The organism is Halopseudomonas maritima, assembly GCF_021545785.1.
Lineage (GTDB): Bacteria > Pseudomonadota > Gammaproteobacteria > Pseudomonadales > Pseudomonadaceae > Halopseudomonas > Halopseudomonas maritima.
Genome location: NZ_CP079801.1, coordinates 2,989,166 through 3,006,736, shown reverse-complemented (window position 1 = coordinate 3,006,736; position 17,571 = coordinate 2,989,166). Strand labels below are relative to the sequence as shown.

14 protein-coding genes and 1 riboswitch are annotated in these 17,571 nt (G+C 62.6%); of the genes, 4 read left to right on the top strand and 10 right to left on the bottom strand.

Annotated features, from left to right (window positions below; all coding sequences use genetic code 11):
* Window positions 1-2 precede the first annotated feature (2 nt).
* The 8 genes from parC to thiC all read right to left on the bottom strand — a co-directional run bounded on the left by parC (window position 3) and on the right by thiC (window position 9,954).
* Entirely contained in the window at window positions 3-2,285 is a 2,283-nt protein-coding gene (gene parC / locus HV822_RS13865) for a DNA topoisomerase IV subunit A (RefSeq protein WP_238870750.1), read from the bottom strand.
* A 46-nt stretch (window positions 2,286-2,331) separates the two neighbouring features.
* Complete coding sequence (locus HV822_RS13860) at window positions 2,332-2,811, bottom strand: retropepsin-like aspartic protease family protein (protein ID WP_238873614.1); 480 nt, start codon at window positions 2,809-2,811, stop codon at window positions 2,332-2,334.
* 41 nt (window positions 2,812-2,852) lie between these two features.
* Complete coding sequence (locus HV822_RS13855) at window positions 2,853-3,878, bottom strand: SdiA-regulated/phytase-like domain-containing protein (protein ID WP_238870749.1); 1,026 nt, start codon at window positions 3,876-3,878, stop codon at window positions 2,853-2,855.
* Entirely contained in the window at window positions 3,878-5,773 is a 1,896-nt protein-coding gene (parE, locus tag HV822_RS13850) for a DNA topoisomerase IV subunit B (protein ID WP_238870748.1), read from the bottom strand. The genes HV822_RS13855 and parE overlap by 1 nt, the downstream gene beginning before the upstream one ends.
* 133 nt (window positions 5,774-5,906) lie before the next feature.
* Window positions 5,907-6,707, bottom strand: a complete 801-nt coding sequence (cpdA, locus tag HV822_RS13845) for a 3',5'-cyclic-AMP phosphodiesterase (RefSeq protein ID WP_238870747.1) — start codon at window positions 6,705-6,707, stop codon at window positions 5,907-5,909.
* 73 nt (window positions 6,708-6,780) lie between these two features.
* The gene (locus HV822_RS13840) at window positions 6,781-7,245 is read right to left on the bottom strand and encodes a DUF1249 domain-containing protein (protein WP_396264891.1); all 465 of its coding nucleotides are present in this window, start codon (window positions 7,243-7,245) and stop codon (window positions 6,781-6,783) included.
* Window positions 7,242-7,856: an NUDIX domain-containing protein gene (locus tag HV822_RS13835; protein ID WP_238870746.1), complete on the bottom strand. Its 615-nt coding sequence runs from the start codon at window positions 7,854-7,856 to the stop codon at window positions 7,242-7,244. The genes HV822_RS13840 and HV822_RS13835 overlap by 4 nt, the downstream gene beginning before the upstream one ends.
* A 214-nt stretch (window positions 7,857-8,070) precedes the next feature.
* A complete protein-coding gene (gene thiC / locus HV822_RS13830) occupies window positions 8,071-9,954 on the bottom strand; it encodes a phosphomethylpyrimidine synthase ThiC (RefSeq protein ID WP_238870745.1) in 1,884 nt (627 codons plus the stop codon).
* A 73-nt stretch (window positions 9,955-10,027) separates the two neighbouring features.
* Window positions 10,028-10,124: riboswitch (TPP riboswitch) on the bottom strand.
* A 207-nt stretch (window positions 10,125-10,331) separates the two neighbouring features.
* Between thiC and HV822_RS13825 the strand changes: the two genes are divergently transcribed.
* Entirely contained in the window at window positions 10,332-11,771 is a 1,440-nt protein-coding gene (locus HV822_RS13825) for a TolC family outer membrane protein (protein WP_238870744.1), read from the top strand.
* Between the two features lie 46 nt (window positions 11,772-11,817).
* Here HV822_RS13825 and waaA read toward each other — a convergent pair whose 3' ends face one another.
* Window positions 11,818-13,077, bottom strand: coding sequence for a lipid IV(A) 3-deoxy-D-manno-octulosonic acid transferase (gene waaA, locus HV822_RS13820; protein ID WP_238870743.1), 1,260 nt, complete (start codon window positions 13,075-13,077; stop codon window positions 11,818-11,820).
* A 107-nt stretch (window positions 13,078-13,184) separates the two neighbouring features.
* On the opposite strand from waaA, the gene HV822_RS13815 reads away from it, so the two are divergent.
* The 3 genes from HV822_RS13815 to HV822_RS13805 are packed head-to-tail and all read left to right on the top strand — an operon-like array spanning window position 13,185 to window position 16,033.
* Entirely contained in the window at window positions 13,185-14,363 is a 1,179-nt protein-coding gene (locus HV822_RS13815; protein ID WP_238870742.1) for an NAD(P)/FAD-dependent oxidoreductase, read from the top strand.
* A complete protein-coding gene (locus HV822_RS13810) occupies window positions 14,360-15,163 on the top strand; it encodes an aldo/keto reductase (RefSeq protein WP_238870741.1) in 804 nt (267 codons plus the stop codon). The genes HV822_RS13815 and HV822_RS13810 overlap by 4 nt, the downstream gene beginning before the upstream one ends.
* Before the next feature lie 3 nt (window positions 15,164-15,166).
* A complete protein-coding gene (locus tag HV822_RS13805) occupies window positions 15,167-16,033 on the top strand; it encodes a metal ABC transporter ATPase (RefSeq protein ID WP_238870740.1) in 867 nt (288 codons plus the stop codon).
* A gap of 70 nt (window positions 16,034-16,103) precedes the next feature.
* On the opposite strand, the gene hldE is transcribed toward HV822_RS13805, so the two are convergent.
* The gene (hldE, locus tag HV822_RS13800) at window positions 16,104-17,534 is read right to left on the bottom strand and encodes a bifunctional D-glycero-beta-D-manno-heptose-7-phosphate kinase/D-glycero-beta-D-manno-heptose 1-phosphate adenylyltransferase HldE (RefSeq protein ID WP_238870739.1); all 1,431 of its coding nucleotides are present in this window, start codon (window positions 17,532-17,534) and stop codon (window positions 16,104-16,106) included.
* Window positions 17,535-17,571 lie beyond the last annotated feature (37 nt).

Genomic DNA, 17,571 nt, shown 5'->3' with positions numbered 1-17,571 from the left:
GGTCAGCCTTCGTCGGCCGGCGTACTGACTGACGGCAGCTCTACAGCCACCTCGTCAACCTTCTGGAAGCCACGCGGCAGCTTGTTACCGCGACGGCCGCGCTCACCGCTGTAATGCTCCAGATCAGCCGCCTTGAGGGTCAAGGTGCGCTTGCCGGCGGTCAGCACCAGTTGCGCACCCGGCGGCAGTACGGCCAACCCGGCGACAAACTCCTCGCGTGATTTGACCCGCGCAGAGGGCAGCGACAGGATCTTGTTGCCCTTGCCCTTAGACAGTTGCGGCAGATCCTTGAGCGGGAACACCAGCAGACGACCCTCGTTGGATACCGCCGCCAAGTGGCTGCTCTGCGGATAACGCACCCGTTGCGGCGTGAGAATACGGCCGCCCTCGGGCAAATTCAGCAGTGCCTTGCCGTTCTTGTTCTTGGCGAGCATATCCTCGCCCTTGACCAGGAAACCGTAACCGGCATCGGACGCCAGCAGGTACAAGCTCTCATCCTCAGGCATCAGCACCGCGTCAAAACTGGTACCGGCCGGCGGGCTGAAGCGTCCGGTCAGCGGCTCGCCCTGCCCGCGCGCTGACGGCAGGGTATGGGCTGCCAGCGAATAGCTGCGCCCGCTGCTGTCGATAAACACCGCCTGCTGATTGGAGCGTCCGCTGGCCTGCCCCAGGTAGCCGTCTCCCGCCTTGTAATTCAGGCCGGCACCGTCTACGTCATGCCCCTTGGCGCAGCGCACCCAGCCTTTCTCCGAGAGCACCACCGTCACCGGTTCAGAGGGCACCAGCTCGGTTTCGGACAGGGCCTTGGCCTCTTTGCGCTCCACCAGCGGCGAGCGGCGATCATCACCGTAGGTCTCGGCATCAGCGACCAGTTCGTCGCGCACCAGATTACGCAGCTTGCGCTCGTCACCCAGCACGCTCTGCAAGTGATCGCGTTCCTCGCGCAGCGCATCCTGCTCGGCGCGAATCTTCATTTCTTCCAGACGCGCCAGCTGACGCAGGCGGGTGTCCAGAATGTAGTCCGCCTGCAGTTCACTCAGATCAAACCGGGCGATCAACTCGGCCTTGGGGTGATCCTCGGTGCGAATGATGTGAATGACTTCATCCAGATTGAGGAAGGCCACCAGCAAGCCATCCAACAGGTGCAGGCGCGCCAGCACCTTGTCCAGGCGAAACTGCAGCCGGCGGCGCACGGTCGCTACACGAAAGCCCAGCCACTCACTGAGCAAGGTCCAGAGATCCTTGACCGCCGGCTTGCCGTCGGTGCCGATGACGTTCATGTTGACCCGATAGCTGTGTTCCAGGTCAGTGGTGGCGAACAGGTGCTGCATCAGATCATCTAGATCGACCCGATTGGAGCGCGGCACAATGACAATGCGCGTCGGGTTTTCGTGGTCCGACTCGTCGCGCAGGTCGGCGACCATGGGCAGCTTCTTGTTCTGCATCTGTGCAGCGATCTGCTCCAGCACCTTGGCACCGGAGACCTGATGCGGCAGCGCAGTAATGACCACCTCGCCATCTTCCTTGTCCCAGACGGCGCGGCAGCGCACCGAACCGCGGCCGCTGGCGTACATTTTCAACAGCTCGTGACGGGGCGTGACAATCTCCGCTTCGGTGGGAAAATCCGGCCCCTGCACGTGCTCGAGGATCTCGTCCAGGCCTGCGCCCGGGTCATCCAGCAGACGCACACAGGCGGCAGCCACTTCCTTGAGGTTGTGCGGCGGAATATCGGTAGCCATACCCACGGCGATGCCCGTGGTGCCATTGAGCAGCAGATTGGGCAAGCGGGCCGGCAGCACCATGGGTTCTTCCATGGTGCCGTCAAAGTTCGGCTGCCAATCCACCGTGCCCTGCCCCAGCTCCGACAGCAACACCTCGCTGTAGCGCGCCAGACGAGCCTCGGTGTAGCGCATGGCGGCGAAGGACTTGGGATCGTCCGGCGCGCCCCAGTTACCCTGGCCGTCTACCAGTGGATAGCGGTAGGAGAAGGGCTGTGCCATCAGCACCATGGCCTCGTAACAGGCCGAATCGCCGTGCGGATGGTATTTGCCCAGCACATCACCCACGGTACGGGCCGACTTCTTGTGCTTGGAGCTGGCCGACAGCCCCAGCTCGCTCATGGCATAGACAATGCGCCGCTGTACCGGTTTGAGGCCGTCGCCAATGTGCGGCAGGGCCCGATCCATGATCACGTACATGGAATAGTTGAGGTAGGCCTCCTCGGTAAAGGACGCCAGCGAGCGACGCTCTACGCCATCCAGGCTCAGGTCCAGTCCATCACTCATGCATTATCTCCACAGGTGGGCAGCACCGGGCTGCCCGCTTGAACACTTATTGGTACTGTCGCAGCAGCAGATCACCGCCCTGCGAACGAAAATCCAGCTGACGTAAAGCGCTCATGCCCAGCAGCACTTCATCGCCGCCCATGCCAGGCACAATGCCGGCCTCCACGTCATACAGGCGAATGTCGCCAATCTGCAGGCTGTTCAACCGGGTGGCATAGCCTTGTGCTGTGCCGTTGGCGGTATCAACCATGAATTGCCGGCCGCGCTCCAGCCCCAGCTCCTCGGCCAGACCGGCCGGCACGGCAACAAAACTCGCCCCGGTATCCACCAGCAGAGTAACGGCGCGGCTGTTGATGCGCCCGTTAACCAGATAGTGCCCTTGCCGATTGGCCTCAAGCCGCACCTCGACCGCGCTGTCCAGGCGACTGGACTCGGGGTTTTGGTTGGGGTTGCGCTGACGCTCTTCCACGCCACTGAACCAGAAAGCAGCCAGCAACAGGCCGGCAATCCACGCCAGAATCATCATGCCGGTACCCAGCTTGCGCTGGGAGGGAGGCGTCGATTCGCTCACGGCGTCACGTCCTCCTGCCAGTCGTCAGGCAGCGCAAAGTGAAACAGCCAGGGCCGCGCGTCGCCATCCGGGCGCAGCCGGTTGTTGTTGTCCAGACCGATGACAATGCCCTCTTCGCTGATCAGCAGCGCTTCTGCTAGACCAAAAGGCGCATCAGGATAGAAATAGGGCTCAACCAAAACCGACTGGGCATACGACCAGCAGCGTTCGCGCTTGCCGGACAGCGGATTACGCCGACATACCTGATGGGCGTTACGCTCCAATGTCCAGAGCCAGCCCTTCCAGAACGCCAGATCAGAAAAGTCGACCGGCATCACCTCGCGGTTGAGGATGCCCGGCCCAAAGGGTTCGGTGGGCAGAAAGCGGCGCTCGGCGAGCAGCACACAACCCGCCAGCGGGCAGCCCCACTGATCACCCTGACGCTGTAACTTGACCAGGCCACGCCCCTGACGCTCGGCCGCCAGCCACAGGGTGTTGGCCTGGGCATCAATCGCCACCCCTTCGGCCAGCGCGTTGACCTGCTGCCAGAGACCGCGTGCTTCACCCTCGGTGTATACCGCCGGGTCCAGGTTCAGCCAACTGCCCTGTACCGGCGTATCGGCCGGCGGCGGCAGACGCAGAACGCCCAGTTGGCTCTCGCTGACCAGATAGCGATTGCCATCGCCATCACAGGCCAGCCCTTCAAAATCCAGCGCCTGGCCGCTCAACCCGCGCAACCAGGCGCCGGCCAGCAACTTGACGGGCAACATGGAGGGCGACTCGGACGGCAGCGTGAAGCTCTCGACACTCGCCTGATAGGCATGCTCGTCGCGCTGCAACACAAACAGGCTGGTGTCCTCACGATCAGACAGGGTCAACAGTTGCCCGTTGCAGTGCTGCAAGGCGGAAAGATTGCCGCGCGGCATGCCGTCCACCGGCAGGGCCGACTCAAGCTGCAACTCAGGCGCTCGCTCAAAGGCGTTGGCAGTAGTGCTCAGCAGCAACGCACAGGCACCCAGCAGGCGCAGACCAGCAGGCATCATCAGAGCAGCACCTCGGCCAGATCACCCTTACTTTCCAGCCAGGCCTTGCGGTCCGAGGAGCGCTTCTTGGCCAGCAGCATATCCATCAGCTGCTCGGTGTCCTGGCTCTCGTCCACGGTCAGCTGCACCAGGCGCCGCGTGTCGGGCGCCATGGTGGTTTCACGCAGCTGCAGCGGGTTCATTTCACCCAGCCCCTTGAAGCGTGTGACCTGAATCTTGCCGCGCTTGCCCTCGGCCTCGATGCGGTCAAGGATGCCCTGCTTCTCGGCGTCATCCAGCGCGTAATAGACATCCTTGCCAATATCCACGCGATACAGCGGCGGCATGGCAACAAACACATGGCCGGCCTCAACCAGCGGGCGAAAATGACGGACAAACAGGGCGCACAGCAGCGTGGCGATGTGCAGACCGTCAGAGTCGGCATCGGCGAGGATGCAGATCTTGCCGTAGCGTAGCTGCTCTAGGCTGGCCGCACCCGGGTCCACACCAATAGCGACCGCAATATCATGTACTTCCTGGGAGCCCAGCACCTCACTGGACTCGACCTCCCAGGTGTTCAGGATCTTGCCGCGCAGCGGCATGATGGCCTGAAACTCCTTGTCGCGGGCCTGCTTGGCGCTACCGCCGGCAGAGTCACCCTCAACCAGAAAGAGTTCCGAACGGCTGCTGTCCTGCCCCACGCAGTCGGCCAGCTTGCCCGGCAACGCTGGGCCCTGGGTGATCCGTTTGCGCTCGATCTTCTTGCCAGCCTTGAGACGTCGACCGGCATGGCTGATCGCCATTTCAGCAATCTGCTGACCGATGTCGGCGTGCTGGTTCAGCCATAGGCTGAACGCGTCCTTGACCACACCGGAGACAAAGGCCGCGGACTCGCGAGACGACAGCCGCTCCTTGGTCTGACCGGAGAACTGCGCTTCGGCCATTTTCAGCGACAGCACGTAACTGACGCGTTCCCAGATATCCTCTGGCGCCAGCTTGAGGCCGCGCGGCAGCAGATTGCGGAACTCACAGAATTCGCGGATGGCTTCCAGCAACCCCGCGCGCAAACCGTTGACGTGGGTACCGCCCTGCGCGGTAGGAATCAGGTTGACGTAGCTTTCCTGCACCAGCTCGCCGCCCTCGGGCAGCCAGAACACCGCCCAGTCAACGGCTTCCTGCTTGGCGGCAAAGGCCCCGGAGAAGGGCTCTTCCGGCAGCTTTGGCCACTCGGCGCAGGCATCGACCAGATAGTCGCGCAGGCCATCTTCAAAGTACCAACTGATCTTCTCGCCGGACTGGCGGTCGTCAAAGTCGACCTTGAGCCCCGGGCAGAGCACGGCCTTGGCCTTGAGCAGGTGTTTGAGCCGGCTGATACTGAATTTGGCTGAATCAAAATACTTGGCGTCCGGCCAGAAGGTCACGGTCGTGCCGGTATTGCGCTTGCCGACCGTACCTATCACCTCCAGCTCGCGTACCTTGTCGCCATTGGCAAAGGCCATGGCGTACTCCTGCCCGTCTCTTTTGACGCGCACTTCCACCTTGTGCGACAAGGCGTTGACCACCGAAATACCCACCCCGTGCAAACCGCCGGAGAACTGGTAGTTCTTGTTGGAGAACTTGCCGCCAGCATGCAGCCGGGTAAGGATCAGCTCGACCCCGGACACGCCCTCCTCCGGGTGAATATCCACAGGCATGCCACGGCCATCATCACTGACCTCCAGCGCATTGTCCTGATGCAGTACAACGCTGATGGTGCGCGCATGGCCAGCCAGCGCCTCGTCAACACTGTTGTCGATGACCTCCTGCGCCAGATGGTTGGGGCGGGTGGTGTCGGTGTACATGCCGGGGCGGCGGCGCACCGGGTCCAGACCGCTGAGAACTTCCAGCGCATCGGCGTTATAGGTCGATTGAGACATGGTGGAGGCAGGCTTCCTTCTTGAATCTTTTCAACATGCGGGCAGCGGGTGCGGCAGCCGACAACAAAGACAGACATGGGGTCACATAGTATCCGGCAGGCCGCTTGCCTGCCACCGTCTGCGCTGGCAGAACTCAATACCCAGCCGCTTGCGGGTCGGGCAGAAACTGCCCAGCAGGCAGACGGCACACAGCGGTTTCGATTCGCCCGTCGTCATACAGGCGTAGCCACCGGTAACCCGGTGCCTGGGTATCGGTAGCAAAGTCGTCACTGCTGGGCGCAAACTGCACGCAGGTCGAGGGGGTAGCCAACAGGCGCAGGTGACCAAGCGGCTGGTCGAAGTGCTGATGAATATGCCCCCAGAGCACCGCCTTGACTCGCGGATCGGGTTCAAGGCGGGTCAGCAGGTCCGGGGCATTGAGCAGGCCGATGGGTTCCATCCAGCCACTACCTATGCTCACCGGCTGATGATGCAGGCACACCAGCACATGGCGGTCGCCCGCCGTTGCCAGGGCATCGTCAAGGCCGGATAGCGCGGCTGGCGACAGACGGCCCGGCACCGCGCCCAGGATGCTGGAGTCGAGCAAGACGATGCGCCACTTGCCGATATCCACCCAATCGCGGGTCAGGCCCAGCGGTTTACCCAACCGTGCCATCAACTCGGCGTCATCGTGATTGCCGGGAATCCAGTAGCACGGGGCCGGCAGCCGCAGGCTGGAAGCGATAAATCGGCGATAGGCAGCCTCACTGCCGTCCTGGGTGATGTCGCCGGTTGCCAGCACCAGATCCATACGCGCGATCTGCTGCAACACCATGTCGATCACGGCGTCCAGACTGGCCTGCGTCTGCAAGCCCAGCAGGTCACCTTCTGCCTCGGCAAACAGATGACTGTCGGTCAACTGCACAACGCAGACGAAGTCCGATCCTAACGACATGCTGCTCCCACTCCTTGTACGCTTTCTCAGCGATTATCTTGGCCGTTGCCGCATAGCGATTCCAGCGACTGGATCACAGACCCTGCCCGGCAAAAGACACTGGCTGAGCGCTCTGTCCGTGGCGCTGACAATAACCAAGCCACTCACCCAGAAACTGGTTCAACTGGTACTTCTCATCCGGCTGCAGCATCTGCTCGTTGGGGTACGGATACACTCCGCGAAACCGCCGACGGTTGTAGGCAGCTACGACCTCGGCCAGCCCAGCATCATGGTACAGGCGCACTTCCATGCTCGGCGGCGTAACCCAGGCGTGGCGACGCTCATGGGCCAACTGCAAGGTCGATGTATAAGGGCAGCGTTCCAGCACCCGAATCAGCAGCGCCTGTTTCTGGCCGTCGCCAGCGTCGATATCGATTCGCACCTCATCCTGCGAATGCAACTGGGGCATCAACTTGAGCAGCCGCCAATAGTTACTCTCGCAAGCAGCTTGCAAGCCGATCAGATCGACCCGGTAACGTGGCTTGCGCAAGGCACTCATGGCTGTTCTCCGGCGCCAGCGCGCAGCTGCGCACCGTTGAGCTGTAGCCACTGCAGGGCAATGATGCTGGCTGCATTGTCGATACGCCCCTCCTGCAACGCGGCCAGCGCCTGCTCGCGCGACCACAGACTGACGCGAATATCTTCACCTTCCTCAGCCAATCCGTGAACACCACCCACGCCGCGGCTGTCGACCAGCGCACAATACAGGTGAACAAACTCGTCGCTACCGCCAGGCGATGGGTAGTAGCGGGTAATGGGGTGCAGCGAGAGCAGGGTCAGGCCAGCTTCCTCGTCAGCCTCGCGGTGGGCAACCTCTTGCGGGGATTCATCGGTATCAATCAGCCCGGCGACCAGCTCCAGCATCCAGGGATTGTCACTTTTCTCCAGTGCACCGATGCGCACCTGCTCAATCAGCACAACCTGATCCAGCCAGGGGTCGTAGGGCAAGACGCACACGGCATCGTGGCGCACGAACAGCTCGCGCCGCAGCACCGGCCCCCACCCGCCGTTGAACAAGCGGTGCCGCAGATTGAGAACGTCGAGGCGATAGAAACCCTTGAAGCCGGTTTCCCGGCTGATAATGTCCACGTCGTCGCGCGTAAAGGACAAAAGCACACTCCCCCGATCAGGCAGCTGCAGAGGGCAAGGCACCGGGCCCGCTGCGGACTGCAAGCAAAGCATAAATTCGCTCTGCTGCGCGGGCGCAGGGCAGAGCGAATAAGAGTCAGTCGCTTAAGCTCGCATATCTGGCGGGCAGACGGCAAGGGTCTAGACGTGCCAGACCCACAGCCGAAAGACGCGCGCGAAACGGATCAGAGTTTCCTTAAAGCTTGTGGTACAGCTGCGAGCCGGTGGTGCGAAACTCCTCGGACTTGGCCTTCATGCCCTCTTCTACCGCCAGATCGACCGCATCGATACGCTGCTGGGCAGCATACTCACGGACTTCCTGGGTGATTTTCATCGAGCAGAACTTGGGGCCGCACATGGAGCAGAAATGCGCCACCTTGGCCGACTCCTTCGGCAGGGTCTCATCGTGATAGGCGCGCGCGGTGTCCGGGTCCAGCCCCAGGTTGAACTGGTCCTCCCAGCGGAACTCGAAACGCGCCTTGGAGAGCGCGTTGTCACGAATCTGTGCGCCCGGGTGCCCCTTCGCCAAGTCTGCCGCGTGAGCAGCGATCTTGTAGGTAATGATCCCGGTCTTGACGTCATCGCGGTTCGGCAGCCCCAGATGCTCCTTGGGCGTCACGTAACACAGCATCGCACAGCCAAACCAGCCGATCATAGCCGCACCGATACCGCTGGTGATGTGGTCGTAGCCCGGAGCAATGTCGGTGGTCAGCGGGCCCAGGGTGTAGAACGGCGCTTCATCGCAGCACTCCAGCTGCTTGTCCATGTTCTCCTTGATCAGTTGCATGGGCACATGGCCCGGGCCTTCGATCATGACCTGCACGTCGTGCTTCCAGGCGATTTTGGTCAGCTCGCCAAGGGTTTCCAGCTCACCGAACTGCGCCTCGTCATTGGCATCGGCAATCGAGCCCGGGCGCAGGCCGTCGCCAAGCGAAAAGCTGACGTCGTAGGCTTTCATGATTTCGCAGATGTCGTCGAAGTGGGTATAGAGGAAGTTCTCCTGATGATGCGCCAGGCACCACTTGGCCATGATCGAGCCACCGCGCGATACGATGCCGGTGACCCGCTTGGCGGTCATCGGCACATAGCGCAGCAACACGCCGGCATGAATGGTGAAGTAATCCACGCCCTGCTCGGCCTGCTCGATCAGGGTGTCACGGAAGATTTCCCAGGTCAGATCCTCGGCAACGCCGCCCACCTTTTCCAGCGCCTGATAGATCGGCACAGTGCCGATCGGTACCGGCGAGTTGCGGATGATCCACTCGCGGGTTTCGTGGATGTTCTTGCCGGTCGATAGGTCCATGACGGTGTCAGAGCCCCAGCGAATCCCCCAGGTCATTTTCTCGACCTCTTCTTCGATGGAAGAGCCCAGCGCCGAGTTGCCGATATTGCCGTTGATCTTCACCAGGAAGTTGCGGCCGATGATCATCGGCTCCAGTTCCGGGTGGTTGATATTGGCCGGGATGATGGCGCGGCCGCGGGCGATCTCCTCGCGCACAAATTCAGGGGTAATTTCCTTGGGGATGTTCGCGCCGAAGCTGTGGCCGGCATGCTGTTCTTTCAACAGACCTGACTCACGGGCCTCCTGCAGCTTCATGTTTTCGCGAATCGCGACGTACTCCATTTCCGGCGTGATGATGCCGCGCCGGGCGTAATGCATCTGTGACACGTTGCTGCCCGCCTTGGCGCGGCGTGGCGTGCGCACATGGGCAAAGCGCATGTGATCAAGGGAACGGTCGGCCAGCCGCGAGGCGCCGAACTCGGAGGTCAGCCCAGGCAGCACTTCGGTATCGGCGCGCTCGTCAATCCAGGCGCCGCGCACATCGGCCAGACCGGCACGCAGATCGATGGTGGCCTGCGGGTCGGTGTAGGGGCCGGAGGTGTCATACACCAGCACCGGCGCGTTGGATTCGCCGCCAAAATCGGTCGGTGTGTCAGCCAGACTGATCTCGCGCATGGGCACACGAATATCCGGACGCGAGCCGGTCACGTAAACCTTGCGGGAATTAGGGAAGGGTTGGGTGGCGGCGCTGTCGGCACCCGAGGTGGCGATGGCGGTATCAGGCAACTTGCTGTTCATTGTTGTGCTCCACTGCGTTGAAATGCGCAGGGAACCGAAAAACCACGGCTACGCCAGCCCTTACGGACTCGCGGTTGCCGTCTATCTCGATTCCTACGCCGGTGCTAACCGGTTCAGGTTCAACGGGTATCATCTCAGCTGCCAAGCAGGCAGCACCCCGTCAAGATGTCGGCATAGTCTAGGGGCTGTTCTTACCCGGCCGCAAGCGGCACGCGCACCAATCGAAAAGCAGCGGCGCACCGGCTGACAAAATCGGCGAAAATGTCAGCAAAACAGGCGGCAACAGTTTGTTCCCGATTGTTACCGTCTGCTCGCTTGACCCCGGCTGCCGAGCCTTTTAGCCTTGCTTGACTCTCCCCCATGCGAAGGATGTCTGCATGTTCCGCCCTCTGTATGTCGCCTTGCTGCTGGCTGGTGTTTCCGGCCCGGCGGCTGCCAACACCGATCTGATGACTATTTACCGCGAAGCCGTGCTGAACAGCGCTGATTTGGCCGCCGCCGAAGCGGATGCCCTGGCCCGCCAGGAAGCCCTGCCGCAAGCGCGCTCGCAGTTGCTGCCCAACCTGGGTATTGGCGCCGGCGCCGCACGGGAGGATCTGGAGATCGACAATGTGGGGGGTGATGAGTACTCCACCCATTACTACCAGGCCAGTCTGACCCAGCCGCTGTTTCGCGCGGACCGCTGGTTCACCTATCAGGCTGCCAAATCGGTCAGCCAGCAGGCACAGCTGGAGTTCTCGGCAACACAGCAGAATCTGATTCTGGAGGTTTCACAGGCGTATTTTGATGTGCTGCGCGCCTCCGATAACCTAGCCACCGCCAAGGCCGAGGAAAAGGCCTTTGAGCGTCAGCTTGAGCAGGCGCAGGAACGCTTTGACGTCGGCCTGTCGGCCCGCACCGACGTACTGGAAGCGCGTGCCGGCTATGACAGCGCCCGCGCCGCGCGCCTGACAGCAGAAACCAACCTGGATGTCAGCTACCAGGCCCTGACGCGCCTGACCAACCAGAGCTACGACAGCCTCTACGGTATCAGCCACGAGCTGCCCGTACTGCCACCGACCCCCGCCAGTATGCAGGAGTGGGTAGAAACCGCCGCCGCGCAAAACCTCACCCTGCAGGCCAGTCGGTATGCCATTGAAAGCGCAGAAGACACCCTGCGCAGCAGCAAGGCCGGCTATGCTCCGGTGGTCGACGCCTTCGTGCGCTACAGCAACGACAACGGCGGCGCCAGCATCCCGGCTGCCGGCCAGGCCAGCGCCGATACCGAGCTGACCAGCTTTGGCGTGGAGTTGAGCATGCCGCTGTTCACCGGCGGGCTGACCACCTCTCGGGTGCGCGAATCGACCTACCGTCTAACCCAGGCCGAGCAAGGCAGCGAGGCGCAGCGCCGCCGCGTGGTCGAAAACACCCGCAACCTCTACCGCACTGTGACATCCAGCGTGGAAGAAGTAACCGCCCGCCGCCAGGCGATTGTCTCGGCCAAGGCGGCACTGGACGCCACCCAGACCGGCTATGAAGTGGGCACCCGCAACGTAGTCGACGTACTTCAGGCCCAGCGCAACCTGTTCCGCACCGTGCGTGACTACAACACCGTGCGTTACAACTACATCATCAACAACCTGAACCTGAAGCTGGCTGCCGGCACCCTGAGCCCTCAGGACCTGCAGGACCTGTCCCAGTGGCTGAACCCCAATTACGACCCGGACCGCGACTTCATCCCCCAGGCGACGCCCGAAGAGCTGGAGCAGATGTCCCTGGGCGGTCGTCCGGCCCCAGCCCCGTCACTGCCGAGCGACCCCGACAGCACCACCTTCTGAACACCCCACAAACAACAACGGCGCCTGCAGGCGCCGTTGTTGTTTCTTAACTCAAGAAGCGTGCGATTCCGGCCAGCAACCGTTCAAGCGCCCCCTGATTATCCTCTACTACCGCCTTGCCGGCGGCTCCGGCGTGCCGGCGAGCAGCTTCGTCGTCCAGCAGCCCCTGCACCGCCACAGCCAAAGCAGCCTCATCGTTGACCACCTGCAGAGCGCCGGCGCCTTCCAGCAGTTCACTGATTTCAGTGAAGTTGAAACGGTGCGGGCCAGACAGTACCGGCAAGGCCAGGGCGGCCGGCTCCAGATAGTTGTGCCCGCCGTTGGGCACCAGCGACCCACCAACGAAGGCCAGATCGGCGCAGGCGTACAGCAGCACCAGCTCGCCCATGGTGTCGCCCACCAGTACCTGCTGATCAGCCGCCGGCAACTGGCCACTACTGCGCCGGACCGCGGCCAGCCCCGCGTCTTGCACCTGACGTGTCACCGCATCAAAGCGCTCGGGATGGCGCGGCACCAGAATCAGCAAGGCATCGGGACGGTGCCGCAACACCTGTTGATGAGCCCGCAGCACCTGTTCATCTTCGCCTGCGTGGGTACTGGCGGCGATCCACACCGGCCGCTCACCCCAGCGTGCACGCAGATCCGCTGCTTGCTGCAACAACATGGGGTCCGGGCGAAAGTCAAACTTAATGCTGCCGGTCACCTGCAGCTGTTCACGCACCACACCCAGCGTGACAAAACGCAGCGCTTCAGCCTGGCTTTGCACCGCGACCCAGTCCAGCGCGGCAAACATGGGGCGAACCAGGGGTGCAACGCGCTGATAGCCGCGGGCAGAGCGCTCTGACAACCGCGCATTGGCCAGCACCAGGGGCACCTGGGCACGCTTGGCTTCTGCTACCAAGTTGGGCCACAACTCGGTTTCCATGATAATCCCGACGCGCGGCTGCAAACGTCGCAGCAAGCGGCGTTGCAGCCACGGCAGGTCGTACGGCAGATAGGCGTGTCCTACCTGGGCGCCGAACAGCTTGCGGATCTGTGCGGACCCGGTCGGCGTCATGCAGGTGATGGTGATCGGCAACTCGGGATAGCGGCGCATCAATTCGCGCACCATGGGAGCGGCGGCGATGCTCTCTCCCACCGACACCGCGTGCACCCAGATACCACCTGCGCGCACGTCTCCCCCCAGGGCAAAACGCTCAGCCCAGCGGCGAGCGTACGCTGGCGCCTTTATCGCACGATACAGGAGCCGCAACAGCACCAGCGGCATGCACAGGAAGAACAGCAGGGAATAGAAACGACGCGCCATGGAATCTCCTGAGGTAGAGCCTTGAATGGCCATGGCTTGCAAGTGTGACCCAGCCCGCCGCCAAAGACTATACTAGGGAGCCTTTATTGAACCTTCAGCGGGAGCCCATGAGTACAACCCTCGATACCGACATCTGCATTCTCGGCGGCGGCATCGCCGGCCTGTGGCTCAATGCCCGGCTGCGTCAGGCGGGCTACCACACATTGCTGGTGGAGCGCGGCGCGCTCGGCGGCGGCCAGAGCGTGAAATCCCAGGGCATCATCCACGGCGGTATCAAGTACGCGTTGGGCGGCAAGCTCAACGCCGCTACCGAAGCCATCGCCGGCATGCCCGAGCGCTGGCGCAGCTGTCTGGCCGGCCAGGGTGAGCTGGACTTGCGCGGCGTGCGGGTACTGTCCGAGCACCACTACCTGTGGTCCCCCGGCAGCCTGATCAGCAATCTGGCCGGCTTTTTCGCCAGCAAGGCCCTGCGCGGACGGGTTGACCAGGTCAAAGGCAAGGCATTGCCGAAGGTGTTCAACAACCCGGCCTTTCGCGGCAAGGTTTACCAATTAGGCGAGCTGGTACTGGACGTGCCGGCCGCTATTGAGCGGCTCGCCGAGCTGAGCGGTGATGGTCTGATTGCCGACAGCAGCCCGCACCTGCTGCGCGCCGACGACGGCAGTATCAGCGGTGTACAGCTGCAGGGCGCCAGCATCCGCGCCCAGCGCTATGTGCTGACCGCTGGCGAAGGCACTGACGCGCTCTTGCAGGACTGGGGCGAAAGCGAGCCCGCAATGCAGCGCCGCCCGCTGCAGATGGTGCTGGTCAAGGGTCCTCAACTGCCACCGTTGTATGCCCACTGCCTGGGTGCCAGTCCCAAGCCACGGCTGACCGTCACTACCCATCCCTGTGAAGACGGCCAGTGGTGCTGGTATCTGGGTGGCGAACTGGCTGAACAGGGCGTCAACCAGACCGCCGACGCGCTGATCGCCGCCGCCAAACGCGAGCTGGCCGAACTCTTACCCTGGATCAACCTCGAGAACTGCCAGTGGACCACTCTGCCGGTAAACCGTGCAGAACCGGCGCAAAGTGGGCTGGTGCGCCCCGACAACGCCTACGTGCAGGCCAAGGGCAATGCGCTGATCAGCTGGCCAACCAAACTGGCGCTGGCCCCCAACCTCAGTGATCTGGTGCTTGAGGAGCTGACACGCCAGCAGATCAAGCCGCAGAACTACCCGTCGCTACCGGACGATCTGCCGCGCCCTCGCGTCGCCGAGCCGGTGTGGGACATGTGTTTCCGATGAGCACCCTGCAACCGTTTTACCGCACACTCGGCAGCACCGGCCTGCAGCTGTCACCACTGGGGTTAGGGACCGTCAAGATCGGACGCAATCAGGGCGTGAAGTACCCCAGCGGGTTCGAACTGCCGGATGACGGCGCCGTGCTTAATCTGCTGGCGCAGGCCCGCGATTTGGGTATCAACCTGCTCGACACTGCGCCGGCCTACGGCACTAGCGAGCAACGCCTTGGCCCATTGCTCAAAGGCCAGCGCGATCAATGGGTGATCTGCAGCAAGGTTGGCGAGGAGTTCACTGACGGGCAGTCACACTTCGATTTTTCCGCCGAGCACACCCGCCGCTCAGTCGAACGCTCCCTGCAACGCTTGGGCACTGATCGTTTGGAACTGGTACTGGTGCACTCGGACGGTAATGATCTCGAGGTGCTCGACCAGGAGGTCTACCCAACACTTGCCCAGCTCAAGCAAGAGGGTCTGATTCTGGCCTACGGATTCTCCGGCAAGACCGTCAAAGGCGGCTTGCGCGCCCTGCAGCAGGGCGACTGCGCCATGGTCACTTACAACCTGCGCGAGCAAGCTGAACGTTCGGTGCTGGACTTTGCCTTGCAACACAACAAGGGCATTCTGATCAAAAAGGCGCTGGCCAGCGGACACCTGTGCCTGGATGGCGAAGACCCGGTACGCGCCGGCCTTGAGCTGGTACTCGGCCATCAGGGGGTCACCAGCGCCATCATCGGCACCATTAACCCCGCGCACCTGGCGCAGAACGTCGAGGCTGCCATTTCGGTACTCACGCAGATGGAGTAAGGCATGACCCAGATTGTCGCCCGGAAGAACCCCGTCGCTTTCAAGACCCAGGCCATCGCTGTGGCCGCCAGTCCGGAAGTGCTGCGTTACGAACCGGTCGGCAGCCCGCTGAGCTTTGAGCAGATGCAAGCGCGGCGGCAACCACTAGCGCTGGATGACCCCCATCGTTTCGAGGTCACCCTGGCCAATCTGGGCGTTTCGGTCGACCTGCACCTGCAGTGGCAGGGCCGCGACTTTCGTTTGCTGGTGCGTCAGGATCGCCCAGATCACGGCGACCGCGTGCTGAAACTGCTATCAGGGTATGTCCCAGCCCACGAGCTGCGGGTCCCCTTGCTGACCCTGATGACCGAGGTCGCCGAGGAGCTGCTGATACACAGCGAGAGCGGCTGGCTGCAGGGCCGCTATCAGGATACCTGGCTGCCCACACCTTACGCCGACAGCCTGCCACTGGACGACGAGCAGAGTTTTAGTCTGGGCACCCGCAGTGGCGCCGCACGGGCGGTGCTGTGTCGTGAACTGAACCTGCTGGAGCGGCCACGCGCCTATGTGCACCTGCCCAGCAGTTCGCTGCAGCTGGTTTACAGCATGACCCTGCAACTGCCGCAGACGCTGCGCAACCTGTCCCTGCTACATGCGGACGAGTTTCTGGATGAGGAAAGCGGCGAGCTGATCGCACGGATGGACACCCAGCGCCCCGAGCTGTTTCTGGCCGAGTACCGCAACCATCACGCCACTGGCGAGCTGTTCTGCCTGCAGCAGGGCGAGCTGGTTGCCCAGCCCACCGAAGACCTTCTGCTCAGCGAGGCGTTTGCGCCACAACAGGGCTGGCTGGTAGCGGCGGGCAATTGCGCGCTATCAGACGGGCTATAAAGAGGTTCTGAGTGGCTGCAGCGACAGCGCCGCCGTTCACGAACGAACGACGGCAGAGCGTTAAGAAAATTCAGTCGTCGCCACGCTCGCGGATTTTCTCAACAATTGCGGTGGTTGAGCAGCTTTCAACAAAGTTGAGCACCTTCACCTCACCACCGTAGGCCTGCACAATCGGCCCACCGACCACCTGATCAACGCTGTAATCGCCACCCTTGACCAGTACATCCGGCTTGACCTGTTCGAGCAGGCGCTCAGGCGTGTCTTCGCTGAAGCTGATCACCCAATCAACCGCCCCCAACCCGGCGAGCACCGTCATCCGTCGCTCGACACTGTTAATCGGCCGCCCCGGCCCCTTCAGCCGGCTTACCGAGGCGTCGTCATTGATAGCGACGATCAGCCGATCACCCTGAGCGCGCGCCTCTTCCAGGTAACCGACGTGGCCGGCGTGGATGATGTCGAAACACCCGTTGGTGAAGACGATCCGTTCGCCATGGGCTCGCGCATCCTCGAGCGCTTGCAGCAACTGCTCGACACCCAGCACACCCCTGCCGCTGCCCTGTTCCTGCTGCACCGCACGGCGCAGCTCGGGCGCACTGATCGCGGCGGTGCCGAGCTTGCCCACCACGATACTGGCCGCGTGGTTGGCCAGTGCCACTGCCTGCGGCAGCGCCTCACCGGCCGCCAAGGCGGCAGCCAGGGTAGAGATTACGGTGTCGCCTGCGCCGGTGACATCAAACACCTCGCGCGCGCGCGCCGGCAGGTGCAGCGCACCCTCGGCCTTGCGCAACAACGTCATGCCCTGCTCGCTGCGGGTTACCAGCAGCGCATCGAGCGCCAGTTCGTCAATCAGCGCCATGCCCTTATCGACCAGCGCCTGCTCGGTCTCACAGCGCCCCACCACCGCTTCAAACTCAGACAGATTGGGGGTAATCAGGCTGGCCCCACGGTAAATCGAGAAATCGCTACCCTTGGGGTCGGCCAGCACCGGCACGCCGCGCTCGCGGGCCAGCGCAATCAGCGCCTGATGGTTAACCAGCGCGCCCTTGCCATAGTCCGAGAGGATCAACACCTTGACCTTGTCCAGCAGCGCCGCCACCGACTCGAGCAGCGCCTGGGCATCAGTCTCAAAAGCCTGTTCAAAATCCAGCCGAATCAATTGCTGGTGGCGGCTCATGACGCGCAACTTGGTGATGGTCGGCTGCGCCGCGTGCTGCTGAAAATCGCAGTAGACGCCCGCGGCGTTCAGGCGCTGTTGCAAACTGTCGGCCGCTTCATCCTTGCCAGTCACCCCAACCAGCCAGGCTGGCGCGCCCAGCGCCGCGATATTCAGGGCGACGTTCCCTGCCCCACCCGGGCGGTCCTCGATCTGGTCAACCTTGACCACCGGCACCGGCGCCTCCGGTGAAATACGGTTGGTCGGCCCATGCCAGTAGCGATCCAGCATTACATCACCAACCACCAGAACCGGGGCAGAGTCGAATCGGGGCATGCTCAATTTCATTGTCTTCATCACCTGTAGTGGCGGCCCAGCTGACAGC

Coding starts and splice junctions, on each gene's coding strand:
- parC (WP_238870750.1), bottom strand. CDS start 2,285: ATGAGTGATGGACTGGACCTGAGCCTGGATGGCGTAGAGCGTCGCTCG.
- HV822_RS13860 (WP_238873614.1), bottom strand. CDS start 2,811: ATGATGATTCTGGCGTGGATTGCCGGCCTGTTGCTGGCTGCTTTCTGG.
- HV822_RS13855 (WP_238870749.1), bottom strand. CDS start 3,878: ATGATGCCTGCTGGTCTGCGCCTGCTGGGTGCCTGTGCGTTGCTGCTG.
- parE (WP_238870748.1), bottom strand. CDS start 5,773: ATGTCTCAATCGACCTATAACGCCGATGCGCTGGAAGTTCTCAGCGGT.
- cpdA (WP_238870747.1), bottom strand. CDS start 6,707: ATGTCGTTAGGATCGGACTTCGTCTGCGTTGTGCAGTTGACCGACAGT.
- HV822_RS13840 (WP_396264891.1), bottom strand. CDS start 7,245: ATGAGTGCCTTGCGCAAGCCACGTTACCGGGTCGATCTGATCGGCTTG.
- thiC (WP_238870745.1), bottom strand. CDS start 9,954: ATGAACAGCAAGTTGCCTGATACCGCCATCGCCACCTCGGGTGCCGAC.
- HV822_RS13825 (WP_238870744.1), top strand. CDS start 10,332: ATGTTCCGCCCTCTGTATGTCGCCTTGCTGCTGGCTGGTGTTTCCGGC.
- waaA (WP_238870743.1), bottom strand. CDS start 13,077: ATGGCGCGTCGTTTCTATTCCCTGCTGTTCTTCCTGTGCATGCCGCTG.
- HV822_RS13815 (WP_238870742.1), top strand. CDS start 13,185: ATGAGTACAACCCTCGATACCGACATCTGCATTCTCGGCGGCGGCATC.
- HV822_RS13810 (WP_238870741.1), top strand. CDS start 14,360: ATGAGCACCCTGCAACCGTTTTACCGCACACTCGGCAGCACCGGCCTG.
- HV822_RS13805 (WP_238870740.1), top strand. CDS start 15,167: ATGACCCAGATTGTCGCCCGGAAGAACCCCGTCGCTTTCAAGACCCAG.
- hldE (WP_238870739.1), bottom strand. CDS start 17,534: ATGAAATTGAGCATGCCCCGATTCGACTCTGCCCCGGTTCTGGTGGTT.